Raw genomic sequence first — 16,043 nt, 5'->3', positions numbered from 1 at the left:
AATGTTTTGCAAAGCAATAGGAGCAGGTATTTTGGCCACGCGTATCGAAAATAAAAAACTGTCAAAGAGTAGTAGCGCTTGGATGAAAGAGCATATTGACGATCATTATGTGCAAAAAGCGCAAAAAGATGGCTATCGTGCCCGTGCCGCCTATAAACTATTAGAAATTAATGAAAAAACCAATATTATTAAAAAAGGCATGACGGTTGTAGATTTGGGCAGTGCTCCAGGCAGTTGGTCTCAAGTGGCAGGTCAGCTAGTAGGCGAAAAAGGCATTTTGATTGCCTCTGATATTCTGCCGATGGATACATTGCCTGATGTGACCTTTATTCAAGGCGACTTTCGCGAAGCAGAAGTGTTTGATGCGATCATGGCAGAGGTTGGTGATAGGCAGGTCGATGTAGTGCTGTCCGATATGGCACCAAATACGGCAGGAAACAGCGCAATCGATCAGCCACGTATGATGTATTTATGCGAGCTGGCAGTGGACTTCGCGCTTGCAACCTTACCAGAAGGTGGCGCACTTATTATGAAAGTGTTTCAAGGTGAAGGCACACAAGAATTACGCAAGCAGATGCAGCAGGATTTTAGTAAAATCCGTAGTATCAAGCCAGGTGCATCACGACCACGGTCAAAAGAGATGTTTTGGATAGCGATTAAATAATCATAACGTCGTTATGTTATAGCCATTGTAAGCGAGATAATGTGTCACCATAACATAGTCTCATGAGCGTATTGAACCCGCTACAATCGTTAACTGAATAATAGCGAAACCTGCTTGAATTATGCAGGTTAGCACCACATATCATGGTATATTAACTTTGTTTCAAGCATATGTTTTAGGCAAAGTCGTCTGACAATAAGCGCCTGATGTGCTCATCTACGATAGATATATAGGTCATTGATATTTATAACTTGTGAAAACAGTCCCCATGCAGCATTTGAGTTGTATGAGTCTGACTTATAAATTTTGGCTATGAATATATTTACTAAAAAATGAGCGATACGTTTATAGACGTCACGTGTTTAATAAACACACCAATAAGTAAGGGATGGGAATAACTAGTGAGCGACATGGTAAAAAATACCTTATTGTGGCTGGTGGTAATCGGCGTTTTGGTGCTGGTGTTTAGCGGCTTTGACCAATCATCCGAGCCGGATAGCCTTAACTACTCTGAGTTTGTGACCGCCGTGTCAGAAAACCAAGTAGCCAGCGTTGAAATCGATGGCGAGCAAATCACCGGCGAAAAGAAAAATGGTTCATCATTTGAGACCATTAGACCAGCTGTGTCAGATGATGAGCTCATGCCATTGCTGCGTGAGAACCAAGTCGAAGTCCAAGGGACTGCCCCAAAACGCCAAAGCGTCTTGATGCAATTACTGATAGCCAGTTTCCCAATTCTATTGATTATTGGTCTGTTTTTATTCTTCATGCGTAACATGCAAGGCGGCGCTGGCGGTAAGGGCGGCGGCCCTATGAGCTTTGGTAAGTCAAAAGCTAAAATGCTGACTGAAGACCAAATCAAGGTGAACTTTGAAGATGTGGCTGGTTGTGAAGAGGCCAAAGAAGAAGTGGTTGAAGTGGTCGAGTTTTTACGCGACCCTGATAAATTTACCAAGCTTGGTGCGACGATTCCACGTGGTATCTTAATGGTAGGCCCTCCAGGTACTGGTAAGACGCTACTAGCAAGAGCCATTGCTGGTGAAGCTAAAGTGCCATTCTTCTCAATCTCAGGTTCTGATTTTGTTGAAATGTTTGTCGGTGTCGGTGCCTCACGTGTACGCGATATGTTCGAACAGGCTAAAAAGAGCGCGCCTTGTATCATCTTTATTGATGAAATTGATGCGGTCGGTCGTCATCGTGGCTCTGGTATGGGTGGCGGTAATGATGAGCGTGAGCAGACACTGAACCAATTATTGGTCGAAATGGATGGTTTTGAAGGCAATGAAGGCGTAATCGTCATTGCCGCGACCAACCGTGCGGATGTGCTTGATAAAGCGCTATTGCGTCCAGGTCGTTTTGACCGTCAGGTACAAGTGGGCTTGCCAGATATCAAAGGCCGTGAACAAATTCTTAAAGTGCATTTGAGAAAGCTGCCGAATACTATCGGTGTGGATGCCAATGCATTGGCTCGCGGTACACCAGGTTTCAGTGGTGCGCAGCTGGCCAACCTTGTCAACGAAGCGGCATTGTTTGCAGCACGTCGCAACAAGACCAGCGTTGATATGAATGACTTTGAAGATGCAAAAGACAAGCTATATATGGGTCCTGAGCGTAAATCAATGGTCATCCGTGAAGAGGAGCGCCGTGCGACCGCTTATCATGAAGCAGGTCATGCCTTAGTCGCTGAGCTACTACCAGGTACCGATCCTGTGCATAAAGTAACGATCATGCCGCGTGGTTTTGCGCTTGGGGTTACTTGGCAGTTGCCAGAGCATGACCAAACCAGTATGTATAAATCAAAAATGCTGAGCGATATTGCTATCTTATTCGGCGGTCGTATCGCTGAAGAAGTCTTTATCAATCAAATGTCGACGGGTGCTTCTAACGACTTCGAACGTGCAACCAAGATGGCTCGCGCCATGGTGACGAAGTACGGTATGTCTGACGCACTTGGTATTATGGTTTATGAAGACGAAGACAGCTCGCAAGGCTATTTTGGCTCTAGCAGTCGTACGATTTCAGAAGCCACGCAGCAAAAGGTCGATGAAGAAGTTCGCCGTATGTTAGAGGAGCAATATGATATCGCGCGCGAATTGATTGAAGGCAATCAAGAAAAAATGCATGCGATGGTAGATGCTCTAATGAAGTGGGAAACGATTGACCGTGATCAGTTGCAAGATATCTTAGCAGGTGAAGACCCTCGTCCACCTAGAGTTTATCAGCACAATGAAGTCAACTTATCGAAAAATGATATTAAAACAACCAACTCAACACCGCCACCGTTACCAGCGATGTAGTTGTCAGTTGATTCATATCCAATAGGAGAAGCCCTTTATCATAAAGGGCTTTTTTTGTTGTCCATATTTCGTGAAGGGTTTAGTACAAAATAGAGTTTACTGGTATCATGAGCACAGCGCATAACAAGCACAGCGCATAACAAGCACAGTGCATAACAAGCACAGTGCATAACAAGCAGTCTGCAATAATTAGAATGTTTTGATGAGAGATAATTTGGTTATGTCCTTATTTCAGCCCTTACCCAGCTATAAGATATCAAGTCGTGATAAAACACTAGATCTATCGCAGCCTCATATTATGGGTATTCTTAATGTCACACCCGATTCGTTTTCAGACGGTGGACAGTTCAATGTGATAGATAAGGCTGTTGCGCATTGTCAGCAAATGATAGAAGAAGGTGCGACTATTATCGACATTGGCGGTGAGTCTACTCGCCCCAATGCGGATGCTGTGGGCACTTCTGAAGAGATGCAACGTGTTGTGCCAGTGGTTCGAGCCATTAGGCAGCAATGCGGGGAGGATATTTGGCTATCCATTGATACCAGTAATCCAGAGGTTATGAAAGCGGCTTTTGACGCTGGTGCTGATATTTGGAATGATGTACGCGCACTCAAACGCGAGGGTGCAGCAGTACTAGCGGCTGAGCTTGATATACCCATCATGCTGATGCACATGCGCGGTGAGCCAACAACGATGAATAATTTGGCACAATATGACGACATCATTAGTGACGTAAGGGCTGAGCTATTATCGCGTATTGACGAAGTAACAAGAATTGGTGTTAAGCGTGAGAAAATTATTATCGATCCAGGCTTTGGTTTTGCTAAAAATTATGAGCATCATTGTGCACTATTAAGCCAGCTTGGCAGGCTACAAGCGCTTGGTTTACCGATGATGTTTGGCATTTCACGCAAGCGTTTTTTAGCGGAAGTATTGAGTAAGAGTGGCGTCGAAGTCGTTGCTACTACTAACGCGGTAGATCGTGATGTGGTAGGTACGGCAGCTAGTATCTTTGCCCTACAGCAAGGCGCTGGCATTATACGCACCCATAATGTGGCGATGATGCAGCAAGCGGTCGCCTTGTGGCGTCAATTATCTGCGCATAATTATCCTTAATCCCAATTTAAAATAATGAGAGTACTTTTATGACCACCCCGATTCAGCCAGAACCAACCAATGAACAGCGCCGCATTATCTATCAAGCACGCCGCGGATTAAAAGAGTTAGACTTTTATATTGACCTTTATGTCAAAGAGATTTACTTAACGGCAGAGCCTGCTGAACAAGAGACGTTTGCAGAAATGCTGACTCATGAAGACCCTGATTTGTTGGATTATTTCACCAATCAAAATCGTCCAGAAAATGAAGAGATATGGGCGTTAGTCAATAAAATTAAAACATGGCGTCATACCAAAGATTTGACTTAAAGACTGATTTAGATATAAAAAATGGTTGTTCAGAGCTGGCATAGCTGGGTCTAAGTAACATAATAGTCTGCCGTTTTTTTTGGTGATAAAATATGACCTTGGCAAATTCGTTGCGTATTGATACGGCTATTCGGCCTGCCAGCTATTTGCGTTTGCTGCTTTATAGTGGGTTGACCGCCGTCATGGTTGTACTGGCATGGCTTGCTTCTTTACTGTTATGGCAATATGTGCTTATTTTAATCGTTACCGCCGCGGTGATTATTTATTTAACATTATCACGACCCATACTGCTGCACCTTAGCCAGCCACCACTTAGCCATCGTGTTGATCAATATTGGCAGCTGCTGCTCCGTACGGGTCGCGGTGATGAGCTATGGCAGGCACAATTAATCGCTGTCTCTGGATATCGATGGGCGATAAGCTTTGAATTCAATGTTATAGAGCCTTATCAGCGCTCTTTATCAGTAACCATCTTTCGAGATCAAGTGAGCCCTGAACAATGGCGAGAGTTGAATATTTTGGCTAGATTGTATTGAGTACTTATAAATAGTGCTTATCAGTGCCATGGTTGAATGTTCAATATGCCTAACATAAACGCCGAAAATACGAGTTAAGACAGCATTTTTTATAGCGCCCAATGAGCAGTTTTTTCCACGAATTTACGAACGCCTACATGTCATAACAAAACACCTATCTGGATAGCGAAAGAGATTTGTTATATTGCAAGAGAATTGTGAATCGCATAAGTAAATCGAGCTGTTGATTAATATATTAAATTAGCAGCGAAGTTTTTAGCGGTTTATAGATAATAAATAATATGACAAAAAGGAATCGAGAATGAGCTTATTAGGGAATTTGGTTAGTCAGGTGGCCCGTCGTGCGATGGATCCTGAAGATGTGCAGCGTAATCCTGTAAATCAACGCATTGATCCACGTCGTACAGGTGGTCTTGGGGATATATTGGGTAGCGTGCTCGGCGGTGGTAGTCAAACTGGTGGCTACAATCCACGCCAGTATGATCGTCAGCCAGACAATGGTTTTGGCTTAGATGATATTCTCGGTGGGTTAACAGGCGGTGGACTCACTGGTGGCAATCAAAGTGGCGGCGTTAATTCTAATGCTGGAGGTCTTGGAGACATATTAGGCAGTGTGCTAGGTGGTCAAGCCATGGGTAGTCAAACGAGAAAATCTGGATTCGGTGGTAAAGGTATGCTAATCGCTGCACTTATGCCAATGGTACTAAGCTGGATCAAACGCAATGGCGGCTTGAGTGGTGCATTATCAAAAATCACAGGTATGGGTTATGAAAACCAAGCGCGTTCTTGGATGAGTAACCAGCAAGACAATGACAACCTTGATCCAAATGATATCAGTCAGTTGTTCGATGAAAATGAGATTCAGCAGGTTGCAGCACATACTGGTGCTAATGACGTAGAAGTCCGTCAAGGTCTTGCTGAATTGCTGCCAGAAGTAATGAATCAGCTGACACCAAGTGGCAATTTGGATAATGAATCTGAAGCCAATGAAGAGATTGATCAAATCATTAATCAACTATCTAGTCGACTAGGTGCGCTAAAATAAATTTATTTTTTAAAGAAAGTCGCAATCGTTAATGCCACAAAGTTAATACTATGAAAAAGAGTACGTTATCCAACGTGCTCTTTTTTATGGCTGTTAGTTTAACCCTACTATTGGTACTCAATTACTGAATATTTACTCTTTGTTCTAAATAGATATGTTAAAAATGGTGAATAATAGAAAAATAATTCTATAAATCTTATAAGATGGTCATATGATTCATTGAGTCTTTTGTCGCAGTGGCTACTTTGATGATCCTTTATATAATATGACTGCGTGATGGTATAAGCATTTATAAGGATACTTAATCATGCCATTTAAGCCTATTCAAGCAGCGGTTGCCATTTTGGTCGGCTTGATCATTTGGTTTGTGATACCAGTGCCTACTGGCGTTACCCCTGCAGCATGGCACATGCTGGCGTTATTCATCGCCACTATTGTCGCCATCATCGGCAAAGTATTACCCATTGGTGCCATTGCTATCATTGCAGTCACCCTAGTCGCACTGACAGGCGTGACTAGTGATAGCCCAGCACAAGCCATTAGTGATGCATTATCAAGCTACTCAAGTCCGTTGATTTGGCTAATTGGTATTGCAGTCATGATATCGCGTGGCTTGATAAAAACGGGTTTGGGTCGACGTATTGCCTATTATTTTATTTCTATTTTTGGTAAAAAAACCATCGGCGTGGCTTATTCTTTGATTGCAGCTGAATTGATGATAGCACCTATTACGCCTTCTAATACGGCACGTGGCGGCGGTATTATTCATCCTATTATGAAGTCTATCGCGCAAAGCTTTCATTCGACGCCAGAAGAAGGCACTCAAAACAAAATTGGTCGCTATTTGGCGATGGTGAACTACCACGCCAATCCTATTACCTCTGGGATGTTTATCACGGCTACTGCGCCCAACCCTCTGGTTGTAGATTTAGTGAATAAAGCCACAGGCGGTGATATTCAGCTGTCATGGACCACTTGGGCAGTGGCGATGTTTGTACCTGGTATGCTATGCCTGCTTGTGATGCCGTTAGTCATTTATATAATTTATCCACCTGATGTTAAAATCACGCCCGATGCAAAAGGTTTTGCCAAGGAAAATTTGGCAGAAATGGGAAAAATAAGTAGCCAAGAAAAAATCATGCTCGGGGTATTTGCTCTGATGCTGTTATTGTGGGCGAATATTCCCGCATTGATGTTAGGTGAGCAATATAGCGTTGATGCTACAACCACAGCATTTATTGGTTTGACGACCTTAATATTGACTGGGGTACTGACTTGGGACGATATTTTAAAAGAGAAGTCAGCATGGGATACCATTATTTGGTTTGGCGCCCTTATTATGATGGCCGCTTATCTTAATAAGCTTGGACTGATAAGCTGGTTCTCTGGCAATATCGAATCGATGATTGGCACGACTGGGCTTGGCTGGATAGGGGCTGTGACTATTTTGACCCTAGTATACTTATATATCCATTACTTCTTTGCTAGTACCACGGCTCATATTACTGCATTATTTGCAGCATTTTATGCGGTGGGTTTAAGCTTGGGCGCACCGCCGATGTTATATGCCCTTATTTTAGCCGCAGCGGGCAACATCATGATGACGCTTACGCATTATGCAACTGGTACTGCGCCAGTCATTTTTAACTCTGGCTATGTGACGTTAAGAGAGTGGTGGAGTATTGGCGCGATTATGAGTGTGGTCAATTTGGTCATCTGGATCGGTGCTGGTTTGATTTGGTGGAAAGTGCTCGGCTATTATTAATAGATCGCTCAAGTCATATTGTCTTATGTACAGATAGGTGTTCTTAAAAAAGGTGAGGGTGGCTTAAAAGCGCTCATCTAATGTGTCTAATGTATAATTGAGCGCGGCAAAACAGATATCGCTCTGAAAGCCTCGATATTGCAAAAACCGTAGCTGCTTTGCTTTGTCTTTTTGTTCAGTGGGGATGTCATCGCCGTACTTCTTAGTGCGCGCTGTGACTGCCAGTTTGAGCCAATCGACACCATCTACCAGATTATCTGCACTATCATCTACAAACTCCCTAAACTCTTCTGACTCTGCATTTGCCATATCGATTAACTCATCGATATTACTGGGCATGGCAATCTTTTTACGATAAAACTCCTGCTTGATACGCCCACGTCCCCGACCTTTACGGATATTTTCACGAATGAGCATGAGCGTCGTGCGATAATCACTTTGGTAGCCTTTTTCTTCAAACTCATCGAGTAGCGCATCAATTTTATCTGGGGCTTGCTCTTTATCAATAAGCTTTTGCTTCAGCTCAGCCTTGCCGTACTCACGGCGCGATAAATAATAAAAAGCTAACCAACGTAAACGACTTTCGGCTTTGACCTCATCTATTTCTGCTTGTCGTTGTTCAGGCGTGCGCAAATAGGCTTTGAGAGCAGCAGGTAGGTTATCCATCTGACTGTCGACTGTGCCATACACAGAAGTGTTGGTAATGGCAGCATCGGTTGTATACTGTGATTCTTTGTTAAATTCATTATCAGTAGCCGCGCTATCGTCTGGTTCACCATGAATATTTTGTTTAACTTCAGCCAGCATCTCTTTGATACTTTGCGCTTCTGGTTGCTGATAAGCAGGCACGTCACTAGGCTCAGGGCTAAAGTTAGCCGCTGGGTGAAAACGTTTTTTACGTTTCTTGGTTTGAGCAGAATTTTTATTGGTAGAAGAGTGAGCCTCAACGGATTCTACTGAAAAGTCAGCATCGTCAGATAATGAGTGGTCTTCATGATAGTAAGTTGAATGTTTGCGCGTCTTAGTTGTTTTTTTAGGATCGCCTTGATAGGAATGCTGAGAAAATTTGGAGGATTCAGAGTGTTTGGAAGATTTGGACGGTTTTTTTGATTTGATAGTAGGACTACTCGCTGAATCGGCATCGGATTCAGCGAGTATTTCAGCTAAGGTTTTAATGTTCATAACAATTTAATTTTCATAACAATTTAATTTTCATAACAAGTCATGATTATTGATAACGATTAATCATTGTGCCGTTATTGTACAGGGTCAGAGACCAACGCTTCATTGGCTTTATCTTCAGCTTTGGTCTCTTTCTTTGATCCAAGCTTTTCTTCACGGATTTTAGCTTCGATTTCCTGCGCAATCGCAGGGTTTTCTTTTAAGAACAGCACAGAATTGGCTTTACCTTGACCGATTTTTTCGTCGCCATAGCTATACCAAGAGCCTGCTTTACCAACCGCACCAATTTCAACACCCAAGTCAATCACTTCGGCTAAGTGGTTGGTACCTTCACCATAAGTAATTTCAAACTCTGCTTGGCGGAAAGGCGGTGCCATTTTGTTTTTGATGACTTTGACACGGGTTTGGTTACCGATGATTTCATCACCATTTTTGACCGCACCGATACGGCGAATGTCCATACGCACTGAGGCGTAGAATTTGAGCGCGTTACCACCAGTCGTGGTCTCAGGGCTACCAAACATCACACCAATTTTCATACGAATTTGGTTGATAAATACCACCATACAGTTAGAGCGTTTGGCGTTACCAGTGATTTTACGTAGTGCTTGGCTCATGAGCCGTGCTTGCAAACCCATATGTGAGTCGCCCATCTCGCCTTCAATCTCTGCGCGCGGCGTCAAGGCAGCGACTGAGTCAATGACAATCATATCGATAGCACCAGAGCGCACCAACATGTCGGTGATTTCAAGTGCTTGCTCACCATTATCAGGCTGAGACAGCAATAGCTCGTCAGTATTCACGCCAAGCTTACGCGCATAAACAGGGTCAAGCGCATGCTCAGCATCGATAAAGGCGCAGGTACCGCCTTGTTTTTGACATTCTGCAATCGCCTGTAGCGTCATGGTCGTTTTACCTGAGCTTTCTGGGCCATAAATCTCTACGATACGGCCTTTTGGTAGACCACCAATGCCAAGTGCAATATCCAGACCCAACGAACCTGTTGATACTACATCGACATCCATAATAGCTGAGTCGTCACCTAAATGCATGATGGTATTCTTACCAAACTGCTTTTCAATTTGACCGAGTGCTGCTTTAAGGGCTTTGGCTTTATTGTCGTCCATACTGGATTCCTTGTCTTCAATCATTGGTTAAAACTATAAATTTGGTATGATAAATAAAATGTTTGTAGCTATGAAGGTTAACGGCTCAATAGTGCTGATGGCTATCTAAATAATAGGCAGCGTTCGTTCAATGTCTATCTATGATGAATGGGTTAGGGTATCGATGATGTAAACAGTAATATAGGATATATCACTCTACTATACAGTAAAATCAAATAACGATAAAAGTAAAATTAAGTTCATAATCAGCGGCAACAGATGTAATTTGTAGGTAAAATTATGCTCGTTAAGCCTTAACTGTTTTCTAAAGTGCGGTTGATTAGATAAGGTGATTATAACAAAAACCAAGGAGCATATAGAGGATTCAATGATGCTAAACGACACTAACTGTCGCATTGTATATAAGTGATAACTTGTGTAGTCTAGTTGCTGAATACATCCTAATTTTGGATAGGATAATGTCGCCCTTTGTCAATAGCATTAAAAGTTGTCCACAAGAAATAAAGCGTCTAAATTTAGCTTTTGTGAAACATCAGTGAGGATTAATTTAATTTAAAAATATATTAAAAATAAATTACAGTATTATGAAATACCGTTTAACTTACTGATTTAAAAGGTTTTTTAAATTGTATAAAAAATGAACGATTTTACCTCATCCTTTGAGCTATCTAGGGAAATTGTTGTCAAGTGCGTACTTATGCACAGGGTTATCCACAGCTTATGGGGAGAACTCATGAATCCCTTATACTATCAATGTTTGAGTAGGTAGGTGACCTGTGAGTGTGGCGCTGGAATATATTTTTTACCGCTATATGTAGCGTTATTTATTTAAAAATTCTATGAAAATAGACGATGTTTCACGTATTAAAAAAAATTATTATTTTTAATGAAAATACTTATAGCTTGTCTATTAAGGGTTGTAGCTGAAAAAAATCAAGTAATGTTGTCATTAGATAATTTGCAAGCACAAAAAAGCGGCTAAATAATTTAGCCGCTATGCAGAAGTCACCGAAGATAAGTGAGCCAAATCTAGTCTTTAATATAGATTAAATCCCAAACGCCATGTCCACTATTTATACCGCGGCGCTCAAATTTGGTCATTGGACGAAAGTCAGGGCGGTCGGTGAAGTGACCTGCGCCTGCTTGATTGGTTAAACCAGTAAAACCGTCTAAAACTTCAACCATCCAGAAGGCATAATGTTCCCAGTCGGTTGCGGTATGGAACCAGCCGCCTTGCTTTAGACTACGAGTCACAATCGCCATGCGTTCAGCACTGACGAAGCGGCGTTTGTGATGGCGCTTTTTTTGCCATGGGTCAGGGAAGTAAAGCTGGATACGATCAATATGGTTTTCTGGTAGTTGCTTGAGCAATTGGATGGCGTCACCGTTGATGATTTTGACATTAGTCAAATTTTGAGTACCTGCCATATAGGCGCATTTACCGATACCTGGCTCGTGCACTTCGATACCAACGAAATTGCGGCTAGGTTCTGCTGCTGCCATCTCAATGAACGAATCACCCAGTCCAAAACCGATCTCTAAGGTAAGCGGTGCTTCACTACCGTTAGGGCTATCAGCGAATAGCGTTCGTAGATTGTCAATACCATCAAGATTGCCATCACCGAAACTGTTATTAACCAGATACTCAGCAAATTCTGGCGCGGTCAGTGCCAGTTCGGCATTTTTATTCATGTGCGTACGTCGTTTCATAAAAGTATTGACGATACGTAGATGTTTGCTTTCTTCAGGCTCACTCTCATTACTAATACGGGATTCAATGTCAGTATGAGTAAGGCTTTCGGTGTTAGTACTGAGGACTTTTTGCTCATCAGTAGTACTCGTACTATCGATGTTATCATTAATATCAGGATGTGGAATCATAGGATTGACAAGGCTTCATAAAATGGGTGATGTATGCTCATTATAAGTTAAATCTATACAGCTGTGAACGGACAATACTTTTTTAATATTGTTATCGTTCATTCAGCATAAAAAAGTAAAAGCGCTGACCTTGTTTGACGTATCACATATAGATTGGCATTCGGTTACCTTGACTTTCTTTTACATTGAATTAACGGTATTTATCTGTCGTTTTACTATTCTGCACATCGGTTTTGGCGTTATCATATAAAGTGAGTAATGGATTTAAATTTTTCTTCATCGTTAATAGGGGTAATCTATGCTATTTATCGAGACGGATTCGCCGCCCCCTTTTTATCAAGAACAGCTGACTCCTGCTAAGCGTACACAACTTGATAAATGGTTCATCGGTCACCGTAGCCAGCATTATTATCTGAAACGTTTTGAGCAGTTCGATGCGCAAGGTTATCTGTCGCCAAAATGGCATTGGGCAGCATTTTTTGTGACGTTTCCTTGGCTCCTCTATCGCAAACGCTATATGGATGCGATTGTCTATAGCGTGGCTGGCTGGTCGTTTATTCAGCTCAATGTGGCACTGGTATTGGTTGCGTTTGAATTTTTGGCAATGTCCTTCATCCCTGATGCTTACCAGATGGCGACACGCATAGGTATTGCCGCGATCATTTGGTTATTTTGGTCGTTCATGGTGGCGCGTTGGACGGATGCGTACTATTACCGCATGGCGCGACGTGAGATTGCAGATGCTATCGATGATTATCCGCGTGATGAAGCAGCGCAAAAGGTGCATCTGCGCCGAGAAGGTGGGGTCAGTTTATTTGGGTTAGGATTGGGGTTTGGTATTTTTGCTTTTGCTTTAATGGTCATTAAGATACAGTTTCTGCCAATTATTGCCAAGCCAAAAGCCAATGAAGTGCTGTTCGATGCGTATGATATAGCCAAAACGGCACAAAATCGTGTGGCACTGATTTATCAACAGACAGGGCAATGTCCAATGGATTTGCCTATCGATACAGGCACTCAGCAGATACGAATTGATATCGATAAAGAGGCCGCTGGCGTAGTAGAAACAGATTGTGCAGTCATTGCGACCATACAAAATGTTCAGTTCCCTATCCGCTATCTAAATCAGCAGACACTGGTTTTTTACCATGTGCCAGACAGCGATAGTTGGAACTGTACAAGTTCACTAAATAAGAAACTGGCACCAGCAAGCTGTATGCCCGATTAGGGCATGTTTGATGATTTAACCATGACACTGACTATTTGTGAATCATCAAACACGCTTTAAAATATATAAATATTTAGGTGTTAGAGTCAGTTGCAACATCGTCCTTTTTATCAACGGGTGTTGCTTTACTTTTTAGCGCGTCATAAAAATCTGTTAAGTCCATTTTTCGGGCTTTATCAATGTCTTCATCAAACAAGCTTTCTAGCTCTGCCATCGCTGATTGTGCGGATTCAATCATGCTGGCTTCATCATCGTAGATCGCTTGCTGACGTTCAATCAGGTCATCGTCGTAATCGCGGAAAGTTTGCACCGTCTCGCGCGCTTTTTCTGGTGAGATGCCAAGCAGTTGTAGCGACTCACGCGACATATCCAAGGACGATAGGTAAGTCTCACGCCAAATATGACGCACACCGACCTCACGTAACCGATAATAATGCTGACGGTCACGTGCCCGTGCCAAGACAATCAAGTCTGGATAGTTTTTACGTAAGTATTGAGCCGTGGTGATAGAGCGTTCTAAATCATCAATGGCCAAAATAAACACACGGGCTTTTTTAATACCAGCCGCGCGCAATATCTCAGGGTTTTTTGGGTCGCCGTAATAGACTTGGTTACCAAATTTACGAACGAAATCGACGCGATTCGCTGAGCGTTCGATGGCGGTAAATTCGATGTTATGCATGCGTAGTACACGACCGATAATCTGACCGACGCGCCCAAAGCCAGCAATAATGACTTGATGTTCATGATCGGGAATGGCATCGTATTCGCGGCTGGGTTTGCTTTTGGCAAATAAAGGCTCACCGATTTTCTCAAGTAACAAAAATGCCAGCGGTGTGAGTGCCATGGAGATAGTGACGATAAGGTTCAGGGTATTGGCAAGCTCAGGTCGTAAGACATTTTGAGCAGTAGCGACACTGAATAAAACAAAAGCAAATTCACCACCTTGAGCGAGCGTCACACCCAGTCTGATACTGGTTGGCCAGCGATTGCCTGATATCTTTGCAATGGCGGTAATGACACCAAATTTGATAGCCATCAATGCCATTGCACAGCCAATGATAAACATAGGTTTTGCCAAGATAAGTTTGACATCAGTCAGCATACCGACCGACATAAAAAATAAGCCAAGTAGCAACCCTTTAAATGGCTCAATACTGGCTTCTAGCTCATGACGATACTCAGAATCTGCGAGCAGTACCCCTGTCAAAAAAGCACCCAATGCCATGGATAAACCAATTTGACCCATCAAAATAGACACACCCATCACGATAAATAGCGCAACGGCGGTCAGCAATTCTGATGCACCACTAGACGCTACAAACTTAAAGAAGGGACGAACGACATAACGACTAGCAAAAATCAGTCCAGCAAAAACCGCAAAAACTTTGCCAAAATAAATCAAATCATAACTTTGTTCGCGCACCCCTGATAGGAAAGGAATGACGGCTAACAATGGGATGACCGCAATATCTTGGAATAATAAAATCGTGAACGCTTCACGACCGTGGGTGCTAGAAAGCTGCTGTTTTTCCGTCAGTATTTGTAGTACAAAAGCTGTGGACGACAAGGCAAGGCCAAAACCGACGATAAAAGCAGTATCGAGCTGTAAGCCAAAAATTTGATGTAACAGCCCCATTAATAATGTGCCAGTCAGACCGACTTGCAAACCACCGAGGACAAATATCGAACGCCGCAGTGCCCATAATCGTGAGGGTTGCAGCTCAAGCCCGATAATGAACAGTAGCATGACCACGCCAAACTCAGAGAAGTGCAACAAGCTCTCAGCATCGCCTGCGACGTCCAGACCACTGGGCCCCAATATCAATCCTGTAATGAGATAACCTAAGACCGTCGCAATGCCAAAACGTTTACCAAGGGGTACAAAGAGCAGGGCTGCTCCTAAGAAGATTGTAGCTTGTAACATTAAATTTGGTGAGCCGGTGGCGGCAGCGAACATCTGGAATCCTTAGCAATCATGATAAAATAAGCAATACAATATGGGCATGGCAAAAATAAAAAATCTTAGCATACGTTATTTTTTACGATAAATCTTCCACACACCATTATCGGCAAGTGGATTGTTATAAGCATCGTTACGGCGCTTACGCGGGGTCTGGCGACTGTCTACGATTTTGAAATCGGGCAGCGCATGGACGATAAGCCCCGTTCGATAAAAACGCACGCGTTCAGGCTCCAGCATCTCGCCCTTGCTATCACGGCAAAATACATAGGCGCGCAAATCAATAAATTCACGATGCGCCACCAAACGCGCCTCATCATCATTATCAAATACTGCACTCATACGCGCAATTTCATCAGCACTATAATCACCACACTTATCAGTAAGCGCACCGACCGAACCGAAGCTTTTGGATTCTTTTGCACGAGTCTTGGTCAAATGTAGCCTTTGAACATGATAGATAAATTGCGGTATCTCAAGGCTGGCTGGTAGCGGCAGATGATCTGGCGGTAGGTTGGCCGCAGGATAAAACGCCATGGCGCGCTCAAGCAGATTATGCCAACGCTGCTGATAGGCTTGGACTTCGGCGATATTGCCTTCATAAATTGGCATGTCACGAACTTGACGCAAAATATCAGGCGGAAACTGCTCATCTCGAAAGCTAGCAATGTCTTCTTGCAATGTTGATAACAATGCTTTGGCATGCTTTTTACCCTCTGCTGAGATAGGGTCATCAATGTGGCTTGGAGCAACAAAAGGAGCTGAGCGTCTCGACATGACAGAAAATAATCCATTAGTGGTAAATTGGGTGCTTCAGCTTTAAGTATACAGAATTTATATGAAAAATATGGCGGCGAGGCTAAATTTCCCATCATTTTTAACATGCCATTACAATGCTAAAAATCGGTGTGATATCAGCTTATTTAA

General features: G+C 42.9%; 13 protein-coding genes. 8 read left to right on the top strand and 5 right to left on the bottom strand.

The window, feature by feature from the left end:
- Positions 1-31 precede the first annotated feature (31 nt).
- From JFC08_RS01755 to JFC08_RS01725, 7 genes are all read left to right on the top strand, one after another.
- A complete protein-coding gene (locus JFC08_RS01755; RefSeq protein WP_045444188.1) occupies positions 32-664 on the top strand; it encodes an RlmE family RNA methyltransferase in 633 nt (210 codons plus the stop codon).
- Between the two features lie 401 nt (positions 665-1,065).
- Positions 1,066-2,961, top strand: a complete 1,896-nt coding sequence (gene ftsH / locus JFC08_RS01750) for an ATP-dependent zinc metalloprotease FtsH (RefSeq protein WP_055124711.1) — start codon at positions 1,066-1,068, stop codon at positions 2,959-2,961.
- Between the two features lie 220 nt (positions 2,962-3,181).
- Complete coding sequence (gene folP, locus JFC08_RS01745) at positions 3,182-4,078, top strand: dihydropteroate synthase (RefSeq protein WP_198329468.1); 897 nt, start codon at positions 3,182-3,184, stop codon at positions 4,076-4,078.
- A gap of 29 nt (positions 4,079-4,107) precedes the next feature.
- Positions 4,108-4,389, top strand: coding sequence for an FAD assembly factor SdhE (locus JFC08_RS01740; protein WP_045444191.1), 282 nt, complete (start codon positions 4,108-4,110; stop codon positions 4,387-4,389).
- A 92-nt stretch (positions 4,390-4,481) separates the two neighbouring features.
- Positions 4,482-4,925: a hypothetical protein gene (locus JFC08_RS01735; RefSeq protein WP_198329467.1), complete on the top strand. Its 444-nt coding sequence runs from the start codon at positions 4,482-4,484 to the stop codon at positions 4,923-4,925.
- 301 nt (positions 4,926-5,226) lie between these two features.
- Entirely contained in the window at positions 5,227-5,970 is a 744-nt protein-coding gene (locus JFC08_RS01730) for a YidB family protein (RefSeq protein WP_198329466.1), read from the top strand.
- Between the two features lie 307 nt (positions 5,971-6,277).
- Positions 6,278-7,735 carry an anion permease gene (locus tag JFC08_RS01725; RefSeq protein ID WP_198329465.1) on the top strand — a complete coding sequence of 486 codons (1,458 nt, stop codon included), beginning with the start codon at positions 6,278-6,280 and terminating at the stop codon, positions 7,733-7,735.
- 63 nt (positions 7,736-7,798) lie between these two features.
- On the opposite strand, the gene JFC08_RS01720 is transcribed toward JFC08_RS01725, so the two are convergent.
- The 3 genes from JFC08_RS01720 to trmB form a co-directional block, all read right to left on the bottom strand.
- Entirely contained in the window at positions 7,799-8,917 is a 1,119-nt protein-coding gene (locus JFC08_RS01720; protein WP_198329464.1) for a regulatory protein RecX, read from the bottom strand.
- 74 nt (positions 8,918-8,991) lie between these two features.
- Positions 8,992-10,044, bottom strand: a complete 1,053-nt coding sequence (recA, locus tag JFC08_RS01715) for a recombinase RecA (RefSeq protein ID WP_055124705.1) — start codon at positions 10,042-10,044, stop codon at positions 8,992-8,994.
- A 1,029-nt stretch (positions 10,045-11,073) separates the two neighbouring features.
- Positions 11,074-11,925 (bottom strand): tRNA (guanosine(46)-N7)-methyltransferase TrmB, encoded by an 852-nt coding sequence (gene trmB / locus JFC08_RS01710; RefSeq protein ID WP_198329463.1) that lies wholly within the window; start codon positions 11,923-11,925, stop codon positions 11,074-11,076.
- Positions 11,926-12,223: 298 nt separating this feature from the next.
- Between trmB and JFC08_RS01705 the strand changes: the two genes are divergently transcribed.
- Positions 12,224-13,153 (top strand): pilin, encoded by a 930-nt coding sequence (locus JFC08_RS01705; protein ID WP_045444200.1) that lies wholly within the window; start codon positions 12,224-12,226, stop codon positions 13,151-13,153.
- A 73-nt stretch (positions 13,154-13,226) separates the two neighbouring features.
- Here JFC08_RS01705 and JFC08_RS01700 read toward each other — a convergent pair whose 3' ends face one another.
- Together JFC08_RS01700 and JFC08_RS01695 are read right to left on the bottom strand one after the other, a co-directional pair.
- Positions 13,227-15,113, bottom strand: coding sequence for a monovalent cation:proton antiporter-2 (CPA2) family protein (locus JFC08_RS01700; protein WP_193008574.1), 1,887 nt, complete (start codon positions 15,111-15,113; stop codon positions 13,227-13,229).
- 75 nt (positions 15,114-15,188) lie between these two features.
- Positions 15,189-15,893, bottom strand: a complete 705-nt coding sequence (locus JFC08_RS01695; RefSeq protein ID WP_109591703.1) for a hypothetical protein — start codon at positions 15,891-15,893, stop codon at positions 15,189-15,191.
- Positions 15,894-16,043 lie beyond the last annotated feature (150 nt).

The sequence above is a fragment of the Psychrobacter cibarius genome, from assembly GCF_016107535.1.
Classification (GTDB): Bacteria; Pseudomonadota; Gammaproteobacteria; order Pseudomonadales; family Moraxellaceae; genus Psychrobacter; species Psychrobacter cibarius.
This window is presented reverse-complemented; position numbering and strand designations above follow the sequence as displayed.